Origin of the sequence: Nocardioides alkalitolerans (assembly GCA_038184435.1) — a bacterium.
Classification (GTDB): Bacteria; Actinomycetota; Actinomycetes; order Propionibacteriales; family Nocardioidaceae; genus Nocardioides; species Nocardioides alkalitolerans_A.
On record CP116227.1, the window covers coordinates 2,556,461 to 2,573,413 of the forward strand.

The 16,953-nt window shown below is 74.8% G+C and carries 19 protein-coding genes; 10 read left to right on the forward strand and 9 right to left on the reverse strand.

The genetic code is table 11. From position 1 onward, the window contains the following. Window positions 1-2 precede the first annotated feature (2 nt). From PIR53_12200 to PIR53_12210, 3 genes are all read right to left on the reverse strand, one after another. Entirely contained in the window at window positions 3-356 is a 354-nt protein-coding gene (locus PIR53_12200; GenBank protein WZH50784.1) for a VOC family protein, read from the reverse strand. A 181-nt stretch (window positions 357-537) separates the two neighbouring features. Beyond that, entirely contained in the window at window positions 538-1,272 is a 735-nt protein-coding gene (locus PIR53_12205) for an LrgB family protein (protein WZH50785.1), read from the reverse strand. Next, entirely contained in the window at window positions 1,269-1,658 is a 390-nt protein-coding gene (locus PIR53_12210; GenBank protein ID WZH50786.1) for a CidA/LrgA family protein, read from the reverse strand. Before PIR53_12210 ends, PIR53_12205 begins: the two co-directional genes overlap by 4 nt. Before the next feature lie 42 nt (window positions 1,659-1,700). Here PIR53_12210 and PIR53_12215 point away from each other — a divergent pair, with 42 nt between their 5' ends. Then, a complete protein-coding gene (locus tag PIR53_12215) occupies window positions 1,701-2,060 on the forward strand; it encodes a hypothetical protein (GenBank protein WZH50787.1) in 360 nt (119 codons plus the stop codon). A gap of 4 nt (window positions 2,061-2,064) precedes the next feature. Here the strand turns inward: PIR53_12215 and PIR53_12220 are convergent, their stop codons facing one another. Continuing rightward, window positions 2,065-2,694: a DNA-3-methyladenine glycosylase I gene (locus tag PIR53_12220; GenBank protein ID WZH50788.1), complete on the reverse strand. Its 630-nt coding sequence runs from the start codon at window positions 2,692-2,694 to the stop codon at window positions 2,065-2,067. Continuing rightward, on the reverse strand, window positions 2,691-3,695 hold the full coding sequence (locus tag PIR53_12225; GenBank protein ID WZH50789.1) for a pirin family protein: 1,005 nt from the start codon (window positions 3,693-3,695) through the stop codon (window positions 2,691-2,693). Before PIR53_12225 ends, PIR53_12220 begins: the two co-directional genes overlap by 4 nt. A 132-nt stretch (window positions 3,696-3,827) precedes the next feature. Between PIR53_12225 and PIR53_12230 the strand changes: the two genes are divergently transcribed. From PIR53_12230 to PIR53_12245, 4 genes are all read left to right on the forward strand, one after another. After that, complete coding sequence (locus PIR53_12230; GenBank protein ID WZH50790.1) at window positions 3,828-4,964, forward strand: glycosyltransferase; 1,137 nt, start codon at window positions 3,828-3,830, stop codon at window positions 4,962-4,964. An 85-nt stretch (window positions 4,965-5,049) separates the two neighbouring features. Next, window positions 5,050-6,129: a hypothetical protein gene (locus PIR53_12235; protein WZH50791.1), complete on the forward strand. Its 1,080-nt coding sequence runs from the start codon at window positions 5,050-5,052 to the stop codon at window positions 6,127-6,129. Then, window positions 6,126-6,554 (forward strand): hypothetical protein, encoded by a 429-nt coding sequence (locus tag PIR53_12240; protein WZH50792.1) that lies wholly within the window; start codon window positions 6,126-6,128, stop codon window positions 6,552-6,554. The genes PIR53_12235 and PIR53_12240 overlap by 4 nt, the downstream gene beginning before the upstream one ends. Before the next feature lie 10 nt (window positions 6,555-6,564). Next, window positions 6,565-7,299 carry a hypothetical protein gene (locus PIR53_12245; GenBank protein WZH50793.1) on the forward strand — a complete coding sequence of 245 codons (735 nt, stop codon included), beginning with the start codon at window positions 6,565-6,567 and terminating at the stop codon, window positions 7,297-7,299. A 6-nt stretch (window positions 7,300-7,305) separates the two neighbouring features. On the opposite strand, the gene PIR53_12250 is transcribed toward PIR53_12245, so the two are convergent. Continuing rightward, window positions 7,306-8,832, reverse strand: a complete 1,527-nt coding sequence (locus PIR53_12250; GenBank protein ID WZH50794.1) for a PucR family transcriptional regulator ligand-binding domain-containing protein — start codon at window positions 8,830-8,832, stop codon at window positions 7,306-7,308. 171 nt (window positions 8,833-9,003) lie between these two features. On the opposite strand from PIR53_12250, the gene PIR53_12255 reads away from it, so the two are divergent. Together PIR53_12255 and codB are read left to right on the forward strand one after the other, a co-directional pair. After that, window positions 9,004-9,456, forward strand: a complete 453-nt coding sequence (locus PIR53_12255) for a nucleoside deaminase (GenBank protein WZH50795.1) — start codon at window positions 9,004-9,006, stop codon at window positions 9,454-9,456. Continuing rightward, on the forward strand, window positions 9,453-10,751 hold the full coding sequence (codB, locus tag PIR53_12260) for a cytosine permease (protein WZH50796.1): 1,299 nt from the start codon (window positions 9,453-9,455) through the stop codon (window positions 10,749-10,751). Before PIR53_12255 ends, codB begins: the two co-directional genes overlap by 4 nt. On the opposite strand, the gene PIR53_12265 is transcribed toward codB, so the two are convergent. The 3 genes from PIR53_12265 to PIR53_12275 form a co-directional block, all read right to left on the reverse strand. Beyond that, the gene (locus tag PIR53_12265; protein WZH50797.1) at window positions 10,726-12,210 is read right to left on the reverse strand and encodes a HAMP domain-containing sensor histidine kinase; all 1,485 of its coding nucleotides are present in this window, start codon (window positions 12,208-12,210) and stop codon (window positions 10,726-10,728) included. The genes codB and PIR53_12265 overlap by 26 nt on opposite strands. 106 nt (window positions 12,211-12,316) lie before the next feature. Beyond that, the gene (mptB, locus tag PIR53_12270; GenBank protein WZH50798.1) at window positions 12,317-13,801 is read right to left on the reverse strand and encodes a polyprenol phosphomannose-dependent alpha 1,6 mannosyltransferase MptB; all 1,485 of its coding nucleotides are present in this window, start codon (window positions 13,799-13,801) and stop codon (window positions 12,317-12,319) included. An 81-nt stretch (window positions 13,802-13,882) separates the two neighbouring features. After that, window positions 13,883-14,455 carry a TetR/AcrR family transcriptional regulator gene (locus PIR53_12275; GenBank protein WZH50799.1) on the reverse strand — a complete coding sequence of 191 codons (573 nt, stop codon included), beginning with the start codon at window positions 14,453-14,455 and terminating at the stop codon, window positions 13,883-13,885. Between the two features lie 80 nt (window positions 14,456-14,535). Here PIR53_12275 and PIR53_12280 point away from each other — a divergent pair, with 80 nt between their 5' ends. From PIR53_12280 to PIR53_12290, 3 genes are all read left to right on the forward strand, one after another. Then, the gene (locus tag PIR53_12280) at window positions 14,536-15,105 is read left to right on the forward strand and encodes a dihydrofolate reductase family protein (protein ID WZH50800.1); all 570 of its coding nucleotides are present in this window, start codon (window positions 14,536-14,538) and stop codon (window positions 15,103-15,105) included. 71 nt (window positions 15,106-15,176) lie between these two features. Further along, a complete protein-coding gene (locus PIR53_12285) occupies window positions 15,177-15,713 on the forward strand; it encodes a DUF4333 domain-containing protein (protein ID WZH50801.1) in 537 nt (178 codons plus the stop codon). 16 nt (window positions 15,714-15,729) lie between these two features. Beyond that, the gene (locus PIR53_12290; protein WZH50802.1) at window positions 15,730-16,914 is read left to right on the forward strand and encodes a thiolase family protein; all 1,185 of its coding nucleotides are present in this window, start codon (window positions 15,730-15,732) and stop codon (window positions 16,912-16,914) included. Window positions 16,915-16,953 lie beyond the last annotated feature (39 nt).

Sequence of the window (16,953 nt, forward strand, 5' to 3'; positions counted from 1 at the left end):
GCTCAGTGCTCCGCGACGCAGAACTGGTTGCCGTCGGGGTCGCTGAGGGTGACCCACCGGAAGTCGTCGCCCATCGATCGCTCCGCCACCAGGGTCGCGCCCGCGTCGACCAGACGCTCGGCCTCGGCGTCGAGGCCCCCGACGGGGACGACGAGGTCGAGGTGCATCCGGTTCTTGCCGGGCGTCGGGTCGTCGACCTTCTGGAACGCGAGCCGCGGCCCGCCCGGGAGCTGGAGCACGACGAACCAGCCGTGGTTCTCCTCCAGCACCGTGGCGCCCGTCTGCGTCGCCCACCACTCCGCGAGCGGAGAGGGGTCGGTGGTGTCGATCGTGATCATGCCGAGGGTCAGCGTCATGCGCCGGAGGATAGGGGGCGGCGGTGACGGTCCTGGGGCGCTCGGGGCAGGCTCGCGGGCAGGGCTCGAAATGTGCGCCTGGGACAGGTCCCAGCGCGTCCGGACGACCCCAACCGCACATTTCGGCGCCTCGGCCGAGCCGCACCCAGCCGCCGGGCCAGCTCGCGCAGCGCGTCCACCCTCACACCCCGAACAACGCCAGCAGCACCGGCAGCAACACCGCCGTGCCGAAGGCCGTCAGCCCCATCGCCAGCCCCGCGAAGGCGCCCTCCTCGGGGTCGTCGGCGAGCGACCGCGACGTACCGATCCCGTGCGACACCGCGCCCATCGCCACCCCGCGGGCGTGGGGGTGCCGCACCCGGGCGAGCGTCATGAGCCACGGGCCGAGCACGGCGGAGACGATCCCGACGCCGATCGTCAGCACGGCGGTGAGGGCCGCGATACCGCCGGCGTCGCCCGAGAGCACCAGCGAGACCGGCGTGGTCGCCGCCTTGGGGGCCATCGTGATCGCCAGCTGCTCGTCCCCGCCGAGCAGCTTCACCAGCCAGAAGCCCGTGCTCACCGAGACGACGACGCCGAGCGGGATGGCGACGAGCAGCGGCAGGAGCAGACGGCGCAGGTGGCGCGCCTGTCGGTGCAGCGGCACGGCGAGCGCGACCGTGGCCGGGCCCAGCAGGAAGGCGAGGAGGTCGCCGCCGCGGGAGTACTCGCCGTACGACGTCCCCGTCGCCAGCAGCACCGCCGAGACGAGCACGATCGCGACCAGCACCGGCTGCGTGGCCGGGTGCCGGCCGCAGCGGTGGTGCACGGCCCGCCCGACCCGGTACGCCGCGAGCGTCAGCAGCACGCCCAGCAGAGGCGATCCCTGGAGCCAGGCCCAGGTCGCGTCCGGCTGCCAGGCGACGAGCGGGATCACCGCTCCCGCCGCGGCAGGAGCAGCGTGACGGTCCAGCCGACCACGACCAGGCCGATCGCCCACGACGCCAGCAGCGCGCCGACGATCGGGACCGCGTCGTCCCGCACCACCGCGAGGAACGCGACGATGCCCACTCCCGCCGGGATGAAGAGCAGCTGCAGGTGGGCGAGCAGCCCGTCGGCCGCGGTCAGCGTCGCCGAACGAGGTCCGGGACGCCGCACCTGCAGGGCGACGAACAGGCCGAGCATGCCGACGACGGCCCCGGGCACGGGGATGTCCAGCGTCCGCACCACGACCTCGCCGACGAACCAGAAGCCGAGCAGCCACAGCAGGCCGTCGAGGAACACCACCGACGCGGGGCGAGGGGGCCGGGCGCGGGAGGTCATGGCGAGGAATTGAAGCAGGAGCGGTGGGGGTACCGTGAAGAGGTGCCGTCCACGACTCCCGCACGACCGGCGCCGAAGAAGCGCCGGCACCTGATCGACTTCGACAACCCGCCGCCGGCGGCGCCGCCGAAGGTCGCCGAGGAGCGCCTCACCAGCGTGCAGCAGTGGGTCATGTCGGTGCTCATCGTCACCACCGCGCTGCACCTCTCGGGCGGCCTCGTCGTGGCCGCCCTCGCGATCGACGGCCACCTGGCCTCCCGCGTCGGCCTCGTCGTCATCGCCGCGATCGTCGGCGTGATCGGCATGGCCTGCGGGCTCCTCGTGCACCGACGCTCGCCGCTGCATTGGCTGCTGGTGCTCGGCCTGCTGCCGGCCGCCATCGGCAGCATCTGGATCTTCTGACCCGTCAGGTCCGACCCGCCCGCCCCACCCCACGCCGGTGGCAGCCCACGAGGTGGGTGTCGACGAGGCCTGTCGCCTCCATCAGCGCGTGCATGGTGGTCGGCCCGACGAAGGTCAGCCCCCTCTTCTTGAGCGCCTTGCTGAGGGCCAGCGACTCCGGCGAGGTGGTCGGCACCTCGGTGACGACCAGCGGGGCAGGCGGCTCCGTGGGGCGGAACGACTCCAGCAGGTCGGCGAACACCTCCGGGCCCTCCTCCCGCATCGCCAGCACGGCGCGGGCGTTCACGATCGTCGCGTCGACCTTCGCGCGGTTGCGCACGATCCGGGCGTCGGCGAGGAGCGCGGAACGCTCCTGCTCGCCGTACGCCGCGACCCGGGCCACGTCGAACCCCGCGAAGACCTCCCGGAACGCGGGACGCTTGGCGAGGATCGTCGCCCACGACAGCCCCGACTGGAACGCCTCGAGCGTGAGCCGCTCGAAGTAGGCCGTCTCCCGCTCGACGCCGCGGCCCGCGACGGGGACGCCCCACTCCGTGTCGTGGTAGTCCCGCATCGGCCCCGGGCGCGCGGCCCACGGGCAGCGGGCGACGCCGTCCTCCCCCAGGACGGCATCGCCCCGGGGGACCGTCGTCACCGCCGTTCCCGCAGCCGCGCGTTGGGCAGCTCGGGGGCGGGGATCGGCGGGAGGTGGTCGCCGAGCACGATCCCGAAGCGGCCGTCCGCCACCTCCTGGGAGTCCCCCACCACCGTGTCCGTGCCCGCCGTGACCTGCGCCTGCCACGCCGCGCGGTAGGCGACGACCTCCTCGTGGGTGCGCCCCACGAAGTTCCACCACATGACGATCGCCTCGCCGAAGGGCGGACCGCCGAGCAGCAGCACCCGGGCGCCCTCCCCGCCGGCGACGAGCGTCAGCGCGGAGTGCTCGGGCGCGACGTACGCCAGGTCGCCGCGCCCCGCCGCCACCCCCTCGACGGTGACGTCACCGAGGTCGACGAGCACCCCGTGCTCGTAGGTCGCGTCGACGTCGAGCGTCACGCTGGCGCCCGGCTCCAGCACGAGCTCGGCCCCGAGCAGCGGCGTGAAGGTCGCCACGGGCGACGTCGAGCCCAGCAGGCTGCCGAGGAAGACGCGCGCCTCCACGCCCGGGGCGTGGACCGGCGGCGGCGCGTGGTGCTCGAAGGCGGGCGCCGTGTCGCGGTGCGCGTCGGGCAGCGCGACCCACAGCTGCGCCCCGTGCAGCTCCGTCGTGCCCGGCGTCGACACCTCGGAGTGGCTGATCCCGTGGCCCGCCGTCATCAGGTTGACCTCGCCGGGACGCACCATCGCGTGGGAGCCCACCGAGTCGCGGTGCTCGATCTCGCCGGTGAACAGCCAGGAGACGGTCTGCAGCCCCGTGTGCGGGTGGGGCGCGACCTTCATGCCGCCCGACTCGGACACGAGGTCGGGCCCGTAGTGGTCCACGAAGCACCACGCCCCGATCAGCGAGCGCTCCCGCTGCGGGAGCGTGCGCCGCACCAGCATCGCGCGCGGACCGCCCAGCGGCACGTCACGCGGCTCGAGGATCTCCACGCCACCACCCGCGGCGTCGCCCGCCCGGCACTCGACCTCGTCCGGACGCGTCTCCGTGTTGCTCATGGGGCCATCCTGCCGCCGACCACCGACAAGCGCACCCGGCTCGTCCCCAGGAGGGCACGGCCCCTCAGCCGACACCCCCGTTCCACCGGCACGGCGCCGCCCGTTCACCCGGCCCCGGCAGCCTCTGACCGCGTGCGCATCGCTCAGCTCGCCAACTTCATCGGTCCTGCGTCGGGAGGGATGAAGACCGCCGTCCAGGCGCTCGCGGAGGGGTACGTCGCGGCCGGCGCCGACCGGCTCCTCGTCGTACCCGGCCCCACGGACGCCCGCTTCAGCACCGACCTCGGCGACGTCGTCCAGCTCCGCGCGCCCCGGGTGGGCGCGAGCTACCGCCTCATCGTGGAGCCGTGGCGGGTCATCGACGCCCTCGAGGAGTTCGGTCCCACGGCGATCGAGGTCAACGACAAGTCGACGCTCCTGCCCGTCACGCGGTGGGCGCGGCGCAACGGGGTCGCCTCCGTCCTGTTCTCCCACGAGCGGCTCGACCACATGCTCTCGATGCGCATGGGTCTCGACGCGAGCGTGAAGACGACCATCGGCCTCTACAACAAGATCCTCGTGCGGCAGTTCGACACCGTCGTCGTCACGTCGGGGTTCGCGCGGGCCGAGTTCCGCCTCCCGGCCGCCGCCGCGGGCTGCCCGCTGGTGCGGGTGCCGCTGGGCGTCGACCTCGCGACGTTCCGCCCCGCACCGGCGTCCGTGGTGCGCCACGGCGGCCCCCTCCGCCTCGTCCACGTCGGCCGGCTCTCGCGGGAGAAGTCCCCCCACCTCGCCGTCGCGACGGCCGTCGAGCTGCACCGCCGGGGCGTGGACGTGCAGCTCGACGTGTACGGCGACGGCCCCCACCTCGACGAGCTCCGGGCCATCGCGGGCCGGGCGCCCGTGACCTTCCACGGGCACGTCGCCGGTCGCGCCGAGCTGGCCGCGCGCGTCGCCGCCGCCGACGTCGCCCTCTCGGTCTGCCCCGGCGAGACGTTCGGCCTCGCCGTGCTCGAGTCGCTCGCCTGCGGCACCCCCGTCGTCACGGCGTCGAGCGGCGGCGCCCGCGAGCTCGTCGACGAGCAGTCGGGAGCCTGGGCCCCGCCGCGCCCGTCCGCCCTCGCCGAGGCCGTGCTCGCCGTGGCCGCGCGGCCCGAGGCGCAGCGACGTCGAGCGGCCCGCGCCAGGGCCGAGGAGTTCCCCTGGAGCGCGACGGTCGAGCGGATGCTCGCGGTGCACGACCGGCTCGGCGGCCGTGCACGCCGCGACCCGCGGGCCCTCGTGGCCTGAGCGGCGGCTGTTTTCGTTCGGTCGTCGACAGAGCGGAGTTTCGCAACCCGGCCCGCGGGGCACGACCGGCGCCATGAGCTTCGACGTGGACACGACTGCCCTGCGCAGCGTGGCCGACGACCTGCACGCCATGGCGGCGGCGATCCCGTCCGCCCTGACCTATGCCGAGACCCACGTGCGGGCCCCCACGGGAGGCGTCACCTTCGACAACATCGTCGCGGAGCTCGACCGGGCCCGGGAGGACCTGCGCGCGGCGTACGCCCCCGACGGCCCCGTCCAGTCCTACCTCCAGGGCGCGGGCGACGCGCTCGCCGCGAACGCCGACGACTACGACGCGACCGACGTCGCCCAGCGGGCGACCTACGACGCGCTGCTGGGCCAGATCGCCACCCCGGTCGACCCGGCGGAGGCCTTCGACCCCGACGGCGAGACCGCGGGCATCACGACCGCGGAGCTGACCGCCGAGCTGGCCGAGCCGGGCGACTTCTTCGAGGGCCTCGACGTCTGGCACGACATCCTCGACAACACCAGCTACGTCGTCAGCCTCACCTGGGCCATCGACGCGCTCCTCCAGATCCCGCTGTTCGCGCACATGCCCGACCCCACCCAGAGCCTCCGCGACACCTTCGACGGCGACTGGACGACGATCGGCACCGCGGCGCTGTCGCTGGCGGAGCTCAAGGACTTCTTCGAGCGCGCCGAGGCCGAGGTCGCCGCCTCCGTGCTCGCCGTCCAGCCGAGCTGGTCGGGCAACGCCGCCGACGCCGCGTTCGCCTCCTTCGCCGGGTTCTGCGAGGTGCTCGCCTCCCACCAGAGCGACCTGGGTCGCACCAGCCAGGGCTTCAACGGCTTCGCGATGGGCATGCGGATGCTCACCGACGCCCTCTGCAGCCTCATCGACTGGCTGTTCGGCGTGTTCATCGAGTGGATCGGCTTCGACCCGGCAGACATCCTCCAGGCCATCCGGCGCGGCTCGAGCCAGATCCTCAAGTGGGTCACCGCCGTGGCGAAGGCGATCGACCTCATCTTCCTCATCATCGACCTGCTGTTCGCCCTCGTGGCGGTCTTCCCGCTCACCCTGGGCCAGATCAACACCTACCCCGGGCTGGCCATCCCCCGCGGTGAGGCGACGACGTTCACCCCGTCCGACGTGGACGGCCCGTGATGCGCCCCGACGACGGGTGGCGCAGCCCGCGGGCCGACCGGCTCCCCGCCCGGGCCACGTCGGTGCCGGCCCCACCGCGCACCACGGTCGGGGCGGTGAACGACCACATCGAGTCCCACCTCCCCCGGGCCCTCGCCGCCTTCCGGGCCGAGGCCGACCGGCTGCCGCCGTTCGCCTCGGGTCTCCCCGGGGCGCCCCGGCGCCAGCTCGACCCCGTCGCGGAGGTGCTGCGGCGCAGCGACGACGAGGAGCTGCACGCGCTCGCCGCCGCCGTACGCCGCGGGGAGGTCGACGAGCGCGAGCTGCGCCGCCACCCCGTCTTCGTGCGCACGATGCGTCAGGTGACGGCCGAGCGGCTGGCGGCGTACGAGGGCCTCGAGGTCCCGCCCCCGCCGTACCAGCCCCCGCCCCGCCGCCCTCGCTAGCCTCGGGTTCATGACCGCGCCTGCCCTCACCGGACTCGTCACGCTCGTCGTCGCCCCCGACGCCGGCCCGGCGGACCTCCCCGGGGACCTGCCCGACGTCGTCGGCGCCGTCGCCGTCGACGACCTGCTGCTGCCGACGGTCCGGGACCACGCGCCCGGGCTGCCCGTCACGGTGGTCGGCACCGGGGGCGCCGCCCAGGTCGCCGGTCCGCTCGGCCTGGCGGCCCGCGCCGGCCTCGTCCTCGCGGGGGTGCGCACGACGCTGCGCGACGCCGCCGACCCGGCGGGCAACGTGCGGCGCGTGCTCGCCGCGCTCGACCCCCTGCGCGACGACGGCACGCTCCCCGACGACGTGCCCGTGACCGTGGTGCTCCCGACCGGCGTCGGCGGGTACGGCGCGGAGGCCGCCCTCGACGAGATCGGGAACGCCGACCTGGTCGTGGGCCTCGACGCCACCCGACCGGAGGTCTGGACGACCCTGGTCGACGCCGCGCTCGACCGCGAGGTCGCCACCGAGACCGTGCGCGGCGACCGGGATCCCGTCGCGGTGCTCGCCGCCGTGCGGGCCTGCCTCGACGGCGAGCCCGACGAGGCAGGCCGGCTCCTGGTGGGGAGCGCCGCCGAGGCGTGGGCCGCCTTCGACGCCGCCACCCTCGAGCGCACGCGGCGCTGGTGCCGACGCGTCGACGTACCGGCCGCGCAGGTCGACGACCGGGTCGCGGCCTCCGCGGCGCTCACCGGCTGAGCCCGGTCAGAACGCCGCCTGCGGGTCGAGACCCGTCCGCAGGCGCCACGCCGCGAGCGCCAGCACGAGGCCCGCGCGGTGCCCCGGGTCGTCCAACCGCACGCCCAGCAGGCGCTCGATCCGCTCGAGCCGTCCGTAGAGCGACTGCCGCCGGATGCCGAGCGCCTGCGCGGTCGTGGCCTTGCTCAGCCCGTGGCCGAGGTAGGCGTCCAGGGTGCGCAGCAGCGCGGACCCGTGGGCCCGGTCGGCGTCGACCAGCGGGCCGATCTGCTCGACGACGAAGTCGGAGAGGGCCTGCGGGTCGGTCGCGCCGGCGAGGAGGCGTTGCACGCCGAGGTCGCGGGCGAGCACGACGCCGCCCGGGCCGCCGTGCCGGCGGGCGAGCCGCACGAGGTCCCGCGCGACCTCGAGCCGCGCCGCGAGGGTGCCCGGATCGGGGTCGGGCGTCGTCAGGGCCACGAGCACGTCGGCGGCCGGCCCGAGGTGGGCGGACAGGCGCTCGACCAGGTCCCCGAGCCGACGGCGCAGCACACCGGTGTCGCCACCCGGCGCGAGCCGCACGACGCCGACGACGTGCGTGCCGAGCACGCCCGGCACCAGGGCGACGCCCTCGGCACAGGCGCGGAGCGCGGCGAGCAGGTCGGTGGGCGCCACCGCGGGCCCGGCGTCGAGCGCGAGGGTCGCGAGCGGGTCCCCGGGGGCGACCCGCAGCCCGGCGTGGCCGAGGCGACCCAGCACCTCCGCGGTGGAGACGAGCGCGCCGGCGTGGAGGTCGCTGACGAGGGCCTGCTCGACCGACGCGTGGCCTCCCACGTCGGCGTGCCGGGCCAGCTCCAGGGCCACGGCGACCGCGGCGTCGTCGGCGGTGCGCCGGCGCAGCTCGTCCTCGTCCGCGCGGAGCACGAGCACGGCCCGCACGCCCCGGGGTCCGGCCACCGGCGCCGTCGTCGTCGCGTCGGGCGACGCGACCGTGCGGATGCGGCTGCGCTCCACGAGCCGTCCTGCCAGGTCGTGCAGCTCCACCTGGCACCCGGCGGCCCGGGCCACCTCGTCGAGCAGCGCAGGCAGGCCGGCCGCCCGCACGACCAGGTCCACGAACCGCCGCGGCACCGACTCCCCGCCGCCCGGCGCCGTGCGGCGGCGCACGACGAGCTCGTGGAAGTCCTCGACGTGCCGCTCGAAGGGCACGACGGTGCCGGCGCCGAGCACGAGCAGCACGAGGCCCCGTTCCGCGGCGCGGCGCTCGAGCGGCGCCGGCACGTCGAGGAGGGAGCGGCCGAGCTCGAGGCCGAGGGCCACGCACCCGGCGGCGACGAGCTCGTCGACGTACGCCGCCAGCTGCGCGTCGCTGCGCCCGTGGAGGCCGAGCCCGGTGGTGAGCAGCAGCTCGCCGCCCTCGAGCAGACCGCCCATCTCGTACACCTCCGAGGAGTGCACCCAGCGCACCTGCGCCGCCGCGACGTCGCCGCACCGCACCTCCGGAGCGGCGGCCAGGAACGACGGGAGCCGCAGCACCTCCTGCAACGGGACCATCGCCGTACTCCTTCTCCGCCCATCAGGCACCGGACGGACCGTCCACCTTGTCGACCCACCGGGGTGACGCTCCGTCCCTTGGGGCGCGGCGGCCCATCCCACCAGCATGGTGCCGCCCCCACAACCCCCGCCCGGGTGGACGACCCGGCACTGCGACGACGAGGTGGACCCGTGGACGACGACCGGCAGTTCCTGAAGCACGCGATCGCGGAGGCCCGCACGGGCTGGGACGAGGGCGGCGTGCCCATCGGTGCCGCGCTCGTGCACCGCGGCGAGCTGCTCGCCACCGGTCGCAACCGCCGCGTGCAGCTGGGCAGCGCGATCCGCCACGGCGAGACCGACTGCCTGGAGAACGCGGGCCGCCAGCCCGCCCGCGTCTACCGCGAGAGCGTGCTCTACACGACGCTCTCCCCCTGCTACATGTGCGCCGGCACGGCGGTGCTCTACGGCATCCCCCGGATCGTCGTCGGCGAGAACCGGAGCTTCCAGGCCTCCGAGGACTGGCTGCGCTCCCACGGCATCGCCGTCGACGTCGTGGACGACGCCGAGTGCCGCGACCTGATGGAGCGCATGATGCGCGAGCGTCCCGAGGTGTGGGCCGAGGACATCGGCGAGGAGTCATGAGCGCCTCGGTCGAGGAGGGCACCGGCACCACCGCCCCGGTCGTGGACCCCGACTACCCCGTCACGCCGGTCCCGCCGCACGCCCGCAAGTCGTTCTTCTCGCTCGCCGTCGTGCTGCTCGGGTTCACCGTCTTCACGCCGACGATGCTCGCCGGCGCGGCGCTCGGCAACGCGTTCCGCCTCGACGGCCTGCTCGGCGTCATCCTGCTGGGCTCGGTGATCCTGGGCGCGTACGTCGCGGTCCTGGGCTGGATCGGTGCCCGCACGGGACTGACGACCGTCGTCATGGCCCGCTACGTGCTCGGCACCTCCGGCTCCCGCTTCGCCTCGCTGCTGCTGGGCGGCACGCAGGTGGGCTGGTACGGCGTCATCATCGGCACCGTCGGCGCCCTCACCGCCCAGGCGTTCGGGTGGGAGTCCTACGCCGCCGAGGCGACCGTGATGGTGCTGGCCAGCGCGCTGATGTGCCTGACCGCCTGCTACGGCTACCGCGGCATGTACTGGGTCTCGCTGGTCTCCACCCCGCTCATCCTGGTGCTGGCGCTCTGGGTGCTGCAGCGCTCGCTCGACGAGGTGGGCGGCTGGGGCGGCCTGGCCGACGTCGAGCCGGGCGGCTCGATGACCCTGGCCGTCGCCGTGACGACCGTGGTCGGCACCTTCGTCTCCGCCGGCACGCAGACCCCGAACTGGACCCCCTTCGCCCGCCGCGGCCGGCACGCCGTGCTCGCCTGCTGCATCGGGTTCCTCGTGGGCAACGGGCTCATGATCTTCTTCGGCGCCGTCGGGGCCATGACGTTCGGCGAGGGCGACTTCGTGCTCGTGCTCTACCAGCTCGGCCTCGTCGGCTGGGGCCTGTTCCTGCTGTTCGGCAACCTGTGGAAGTCCAACGCCGACACGGCGTACGCGTTCGGTGTCGCCGGCGCCGCCATGTTCGACAAGCCGAGCAAGATCCCGTTCGTCGTCGGCGGCTCCGTCATCGGCACCGCCCTGGCCCTGCTCGGCGTGCACGAGCACCTCGTCGACTACCTCGTGCTGCTCGGCATCTTCGTGCCGCCGCTGGGCGGCGTGATCATCGGTGACTACCTCGGTCGTTGGCGGTCGGGCATGCCGGAGGGCGCAGCACTGCCGCGGGTCGACCTGCCGGTGCTCGGCTGCTACGTCGTGGCCAGCGCCCTGGCGTGGGGCTCCGACCACCTCGGCATCGGCATCCCCCCCGTGGTCGGCATCCTCACGGCCGCCGCCCTCGCGTACGCCGTGGGCCGGGCCCGCGTCACGCGCGGGGCAGCTCGACGCTGAAGCACGAGCCGCGGCCGAGCTCCGACTCCACCTCGACGCGGCCCCCGAGCCGCTCCACCAGCCTCCGCACGATCGTCAGCCCGAGCCCCGACCCGGACTGCTCGAGCGCGGCGGGGTTGGTGGAGCGGAAGAACTCGGCGAAGAGGTGGCGCTGGTCGACCTGGCTGATCCCGATGCCGGTGTCGCGCACCTCGATCCGCACGTTCTCATCATCGGCGACGACGGCGACGCGCACCTGACCGCCGTGCGGCGTGTACTTCACGGCGTTGCCGACGAGGTTGGACAGCACGTGGCCCAGGTCGGTCGGGTCCGCCAGCGCGAGCGGGGCGTCGTCGGTCAGGTCGAGCGCCAGCTCGATGGACTTCGCCGCGGCGGCGACCCCCACGGCCTCCACCGCCCAGCGGGCGGCGGTGGCCACGTCGCAGGGCGTGGCCGCCGCGGCCCGGGGCGCCTGCGCCTGGGTGACGACGAGCAGGTTGTCGATGGTGCTGCCCATGAGGTCGACGCCCCGGCGGATGTAGGCGGCGGCGTCGAGGTCGCCGTCGGCGGGCGGCGGCATGAGGTCGAGCGCCGCCGAGATGGTGGTGAGCGGTGTCCGCAGCTCGTGGGCGAGCGTGGTGATCATGCGTCCGCGGTACTGCTCGAGCCGCCGGAGCTCGTCGGCCGCCCGTCGCTCGAGGTGCCGGGCGCGGGCCGCGAGCACGACCTGTCCGAGGTCGTGGCCGAGGTCGAGCGCCGTGGCCCGCTCCGCGTCCGACCACGGCGGGTCGTCCGCACGCCGGAACACCCCGAACACGCCCAGGCAGGAGTCACCGGCCCCGACGGGCGCGAGCAGCGCCCGGGAGAGCCCGATCCGCGCCAGGTCGACGATCCAGCCGCCGAGCAGCAGCTGCGCGTACCGGTCGTCGGCGAGCTCCTCGACACGGTCGAGGTCGTCCGCCGCGAGCGACCAGGTCTCCTGCGCGCTCCAGCAGGACTTCATGATCCGACGGAACGCCGGCTGCAGGGCGTCGGGCACCGGGGGCAGGCGGGAGGGGATGGCGTGGAGCGCGTCCGTGCCGGGGACCCCCTCGTAGATCCGGGTCTTGACCGCGCTCGCGCCCAGCGCTCGCAGCAGCTCGCTCTCCGAGGCGGCCAGCACCGCGCCCGGGTCCTCCGCCGCCACGGCCGCGCGGACGGCCGCCCGCGCCGCCGTCGCCTGCCGCACCTGCTCGGCGGCACCGCGGTCGTCCGGACCGGCGGCGTCCTGCACCCAGATGAGCGCGTACGCCGCGAGCCCGGGCACCTCCACCACGGAGCCCCCGTCCGGGAGCGCGCCGGGCACGCGTCGTACGACGGCGGCGTCGAGGAGCCGCTCCCGCACGGTCGGCGGAACGGCGCCGCGGGACACGGCGACCCGCGCACCGCGGGGGTCGTCCGTGTCCTCCACGACGAGGAGCACCCCAGCCCCAGCGTCCATGTCTCCTCCGACCCCCGTCGCTGGCCCCACCATCGGCATGTGGGTGTGGGGCCTGAGCAGGATCATGGAGCAGATCGCCGCGCGGCGCAGCGGATCAGCAGGACGGTCAGGACGCGGACGAGCGCGCCGGGGCCGCGAGCCACGAGGGCGGCGCGACGATGCGCTCGACGCGCGCCCGGGAGCGGTGGGTGGCGAACAGCAGGGCCACGGTGCCGGTCGCGATCATCGATCCCATGACGATCGCGAGGTAGGCGCCGTGCAGGGAGGAGTCGAGCGGTGCGACGACCCCCGCCACGACCGACACGAAGAGCACGCCGAGCGCGCCGAGGCGGTGGAGGCGGAGCGGGGCGAGGAAGGGGACGACCCAGAGGAAGTACCAGAGGTGCACCACCGGGCTGAGCAGCACCATGACGCCCATGACGGCGGCGACCGCGGCGACGGCCCGCTCCCGTCGGCCCGTCGGCCAGCGCAGCGCCACCCAGCCGGCGAAGGCGATCGCGCCGACATTGCCGACGAGGCGGGTGATCTCGAGGAACGTCGCCGGCGGGGTGCCGAGCCCGGTGAGGGTGGCGACGTCGTCGAGCGCACCGCCCACGACGGTGGGCAGCGACAACGGCGTGTTGACGGTGCCGGGCACGGTCAGCGCCTCGATCCAGCCGAGCCCGACGCCCCAGGCGAGGCCGAGCGCGACGAGGCAGGCGACGGAGACCGCCGCGACCGCGGCGAGGCGACGCAGCCGCTGCACGAGGGTCGCCGCGAGGGGGAGGCTGACGAGCGCCACGGCGATGCAGACGAGCCCGCCGGGCGCCTTGACCGCGGCGGCGAGCCCGCCGAGCACGGCCCCGAGCACCCACGAGCGCTCGGCGGCCACGACGAGGGCCGCGGCCATGAGACCGACCATGGTGAGGTCGTTGTGGAGCCCGCCGGCCCCGTTCGCGAGCATGAGCGGCGAGGCGCAGACGATCGCTGTCGCGAGGGCCGGGTTCACGCCCGCCCAGCCGGCCATCCGCGGCACGGCCCACGCGAGCAGCGCCAGGCCCGCGAGCGCGGCCAGACGGTGGATGACGACGAGCACCCACGGGTTGCCGGTGACGGTCGCGGCGAGGTCGCCGATCGCGAGGGGCAGCGGGCCGTAGGGCGTCACCGTCCCCATCCACCGCGGGTCCACCGCCTCCACGACGGGGCCGCCGAGCACGTTGGGGCCGTAGAGGTACGGCGACGCGTCGACGTTCGTCATCGTGCCCTGGGCCGCGTAGGACCAGCCGTCACGGCTGAAGAGCGGGGGCGCCAGCAGCAGCGGCGCGCACCAGAGGAGGGTGCAGTAGCGGACGCGGTCCACGGCGTCGGCGGGGTCCGTGCCGTCCCGGGCCACCGCGCGGCACAACGCGAGCCACGCGGCGCCCAGCAGTCCCAGGCCGAGCATGACCACGGCCAGGCCGAGCATGCGACCGGCGGTGGTGGCGCGAGCGTCGGCGAGCACCTGCAGCTCCATCACCGGCGCCGAGCGCGGGATGGTCGAGACGACGAAGCCCCCCACGAGCACGAGCGACGAGCCGAGCACGCCGCGCGCGATCATGGCGGGGGACAGCACCGGGGCAGGCTAGGCAGGCCGTCGCGCCCGCTCCCCCACCGTGGCCCGACCGGGCGGCGACGAGTCCGTGAACATCCGCGCTCAGCGCTCCGGCAGCAGCCCCTCCACCAGCGCCTCGACGACGGCGTCGGTGGGCGTGTCGGGGTCGATCGACACCGTGAGGCGGTCGAGCAGGAGACCGTCGACCGCGTAGTGGAGGAGGGCGATCTCGGCGGCCCCACCGGGGAGCCCGGCCGCGGCGTTGTAGGCGACGTCGGCCGCGAACCCCGCGGTCAGCGTGGCGGCCATGAGCGCCGCCACCTCGGGTCGCCGCGCGGACTCCAGGCGCATCTCGAACCACGCCAGCGCGACCTCCCGCGAGGCGGTCATGCGCGCGACGACGTACCGCAGGTGTGCCGCGTACGACGCCCGGCCGGGGGGCGCCGACCGCAGCCGGTCGACCACGGCGGGGTCGGGCGCGATGCGCTCGCCGATGCGCGCGACGACGCCGGCGAGCAGGTCGCCCCGCGAGCGGAAGTAGTTGGACGTCGTGCCCGCGGGCTCCCCGGCCCGTCGGTCGACCGCGCGGTGGGTGAGCCCCCGCGACCCCTCGTCGGCGAGCACCCCGATCGCCGCGTCGGCGAGCCGGGCGCGCCGCTCCTCGTTGCGTGCCACGGCCGCAGCCTAGCCCGACCACGACAGATGTAGTAGTTTCCTCTCGACCACTACACCCGTCGTACATCTCGGAGGTCCCCGTGCGCACCCTCACCTACGTCGCCGCCGTCTCCCTCGACGGGCGGATCGCCGGGCCCGGCGACGACTACTCGGCCTTCCCCGTCGAGGGCGACCACGTCGCGATGATCGTGCGCGACTACCGCGACACGCTCCCCGGCGCCGCGCTCGAGGCCCTCGGCCTCGAGGCCGACCGCTCCCGCTTCGACACGGTGCTCATGGGCTGGACCACGTACGCCGCGGGCTTCGCCCAGACCCGGGACCCGTACCCCCACCTGCGCCAGGTCGTCTTCTCGCGCTCGCGCACCGCGGCCGACGCCGCGCCGGGCGTGACGGTCACCGGGGAGGACCCGGTCCGCGTCGTACGGCGGCTCAAGGAGGAGGACGGGAGCGGGATCTGGCTCTGCGGGGGCGGGGTGCTCGCCGCGGCGCTCGCGGACGAGATCGACCACCTCGTGCTCAAGGTGAACCCGCTCGTCCTCGGCGCGGGACCCAGCCTGTTCGCCGGGCCGTACGCGCCGCGCCACCTGCGACGGACGCGGGTCACGCCCTACTCCTCCGGTGTCGTCGTCACGGAGCACGCCCGCGCGTGAGAGGGTCGCCCTCATCGGCACCCCCAGGGGCCCGGGAGGGGTCGCGGGAGAGGTCGCGGGAGAGGGAGCTGATGCGTCGACGGATCGCCGGGACGGTCACCACGCTGGCGGGGCTCGCCCTGCTCGCCGGCTGCAGCGACGAGATCCCCGACTTCACCGCGGCCCAGGTCGCGGACGCGGTGGCCGAGCAGATCGGCCGGTCGGCGGCCGCCCCGCCCTCGCCGATCTCGTGCGGCGGGCTCGAGCCCGAGGTGGACGCCCGCACGACGTGCACCTACGTGCTCGGCGACCGCACCCAGGACGCCGACGTCGTGGTGTCGGCCGTCGACGGCACCGAGGTGGAGTTCCGCGTCGACCCGACGCGCACCTACCTGACGACCACGCAGCTCACGCCGCTGGTGACGCAGGAGCTGACGGACGAGGGCAGCACGGGCGAGGTGACCTGCCTCGACGACCTCGACCTCGAGCTGGGGATCCGCGTCTACTGCACGCAGACGACCGACGCTGGCCCCGTCGACCTCGCTGTCACCGCGCGCAGCGGGGCCACCGACCCGGTGAGCCTGCAGATCGCCCTGGACGACCGCGACGCGAGCCAGAACGGGCAGTGACCCTATCCTCTGATCCATGAGCATTGATTCCCAGAAGATCGTCCTCGTCGACGGTGCGCGCACCCCGGTCGGCAGCTTCGGCGGCGTGTTCAAGGACGTCCCGGCCCACGAGCTCGGCGCGCAGGCGACCACCGCCGCGCTGCAGCGGGCCGGCGTGGACGGCGGGGACGTGCAGGAAGTCGTCATGGGCTGCATCGGCCAGGTCGGCCCGGACGCCTACAACGCCCGCCGGGTCGCGGTCACCGCGGGCCTGCCGAAGAACGTCCCGGCCTACACCGTCAACCGGCTCTGCGGCTCCGGCCTGCAGGCCATCTGGTCCGCCGCGATGGAGATGCGCTGGAACGACCTCGACCTCACCGTGGCCGGCGGGGACGAGTCGATGACCCGCATGCCGTTCTACGACTTCGGCGCCCGCAACGGCTACAAGCTCGGCAGCCGCGAGCTCGTCGACGGCACCGTCATGATGCTCACCGACCCCTTCGGCGGCATCCACATGGGCGTCACCGCCGAGAACGTCGCCGCCAAGTACGGCGTCTCCCGCGCCGAGCAGGACGAGTTCGCACTCGAGTCCCAGCGCCGCGCCGCCACCGACGCCGCGAAGGCCGCGTTCGCCGAGGAGATCGTCGCCGTCGAGGTCGGCGGGCGTCGCCCGTTCACCGTCGAGACCGACGAGCACCCCAAGCCCGCCACCACCCTGGAGACCCTCGCCGGGCTCCGCCCGGCGTTCACGAAGGACGGCACCGTCACCGCCGGCAACGCCTCGGGCATCAACGACGGCGCCGCCGCCGTCGTGCTCGCCTCCGAGCGGGCCGTCGCGGAGCGGGGCCTCACCGGGCTGGTGAGCCTGGAGGCCGTCACCACCGGCGCGATGGAGCCCGAGCTCATGGGCTATGCGCCCGTGCTCGCCCTCAAGGCGCTGTTCGAGAAGACCGGCACCACCCCCGGCGACATCGACGTCGTCGAGTGCAACGAGGCCTTCGCCGCCCAAGCCGTCGCCGTCATCCGCGACGCGAAGCTCGACCCCGCCAAGGTCAACCCCTACGGCGGCGCCATCGCGCTCGGCCACCCCGTCGGCGCGACCGGCGCGATCCTCTCGCTGCGCGTGGCCAAGGAGCTCCACCGCTCCGACAAGGAGCTCGGCATCGTCACCATGTGCATCGGCGGCGGCCAGGCCCTCGCCGCCCTCTTCCGCCGCATCTGACGCCCTCTTCCCCTCCGCCGTCGCGTGCCATAACCTCAC

Excerpts from the sequence above, each read along its gene's own strand:
- PIR53_12200 (WZH50784.1), bottom strand. The coding sequence starts at position 356 with ATGACGCTGACCCTCGGCATGATCACGATCGACACCACCGACCCCTCT.
- PIR53_12210 (WZH50786.1), bottom strand. The coding sequence starts at position 1,658 with ATGACCTCCCGCGCCCGGCCCCCTCGCCCCGCGTCGGTGGTGTTCCTC.
- PIR53_12225 (WZH50789.1), bottom strand. The coding sequence starts at position 3,695 with ATGAGCAACACGGAGACGCGTCCGGACGAGGTCGAGTGCCGGGCGGGC.
- PIR53_12245 (WZH50793.1), top strand. The coding sequence starts at position 6,565 with ATGACCGCGCCTGCCCTCACCGGACTCGTCACGCTCGTCGTCGCCCCC.
- PIR53_12250 (WZH50794.1), bottom strand. The coding sequence starts at position 8,832 with ATGGTCCCGTTGCAGGAGGTGCTGCGGCTCCCGTCGTTCCTGGCCGCC.
- codB (WZH50796.1), top strand. The coding sequence starts at position 9,453 with ATGAGCGCCTCGGTCGAGGAGGGCACCGGCACCACCGCCCCGGTCGTG.
- PIR53_12265 (WZH50797.1), bottom strand. The coding sequence starts at position 12,210 with ATGGACGCTGGGGCTGGGGTGCTCCTCGTCGTGGAGGACACGGACGAC.
- PIR53_12285 (WZH50801.1), top strand. The coding sequence starts at position 15,177 with ATGCGTCGACGGATCGCCGGGACGGTCACCACGCTGGCGGGGCTCGCC.
- PIR53_12290 (WZH50802.1), top strand. The coding sequence starts at position 15,730 with ATGAGCATTGATTCCCAGAAGATCGTCCTCGTCGACGGTGCGCGCACC.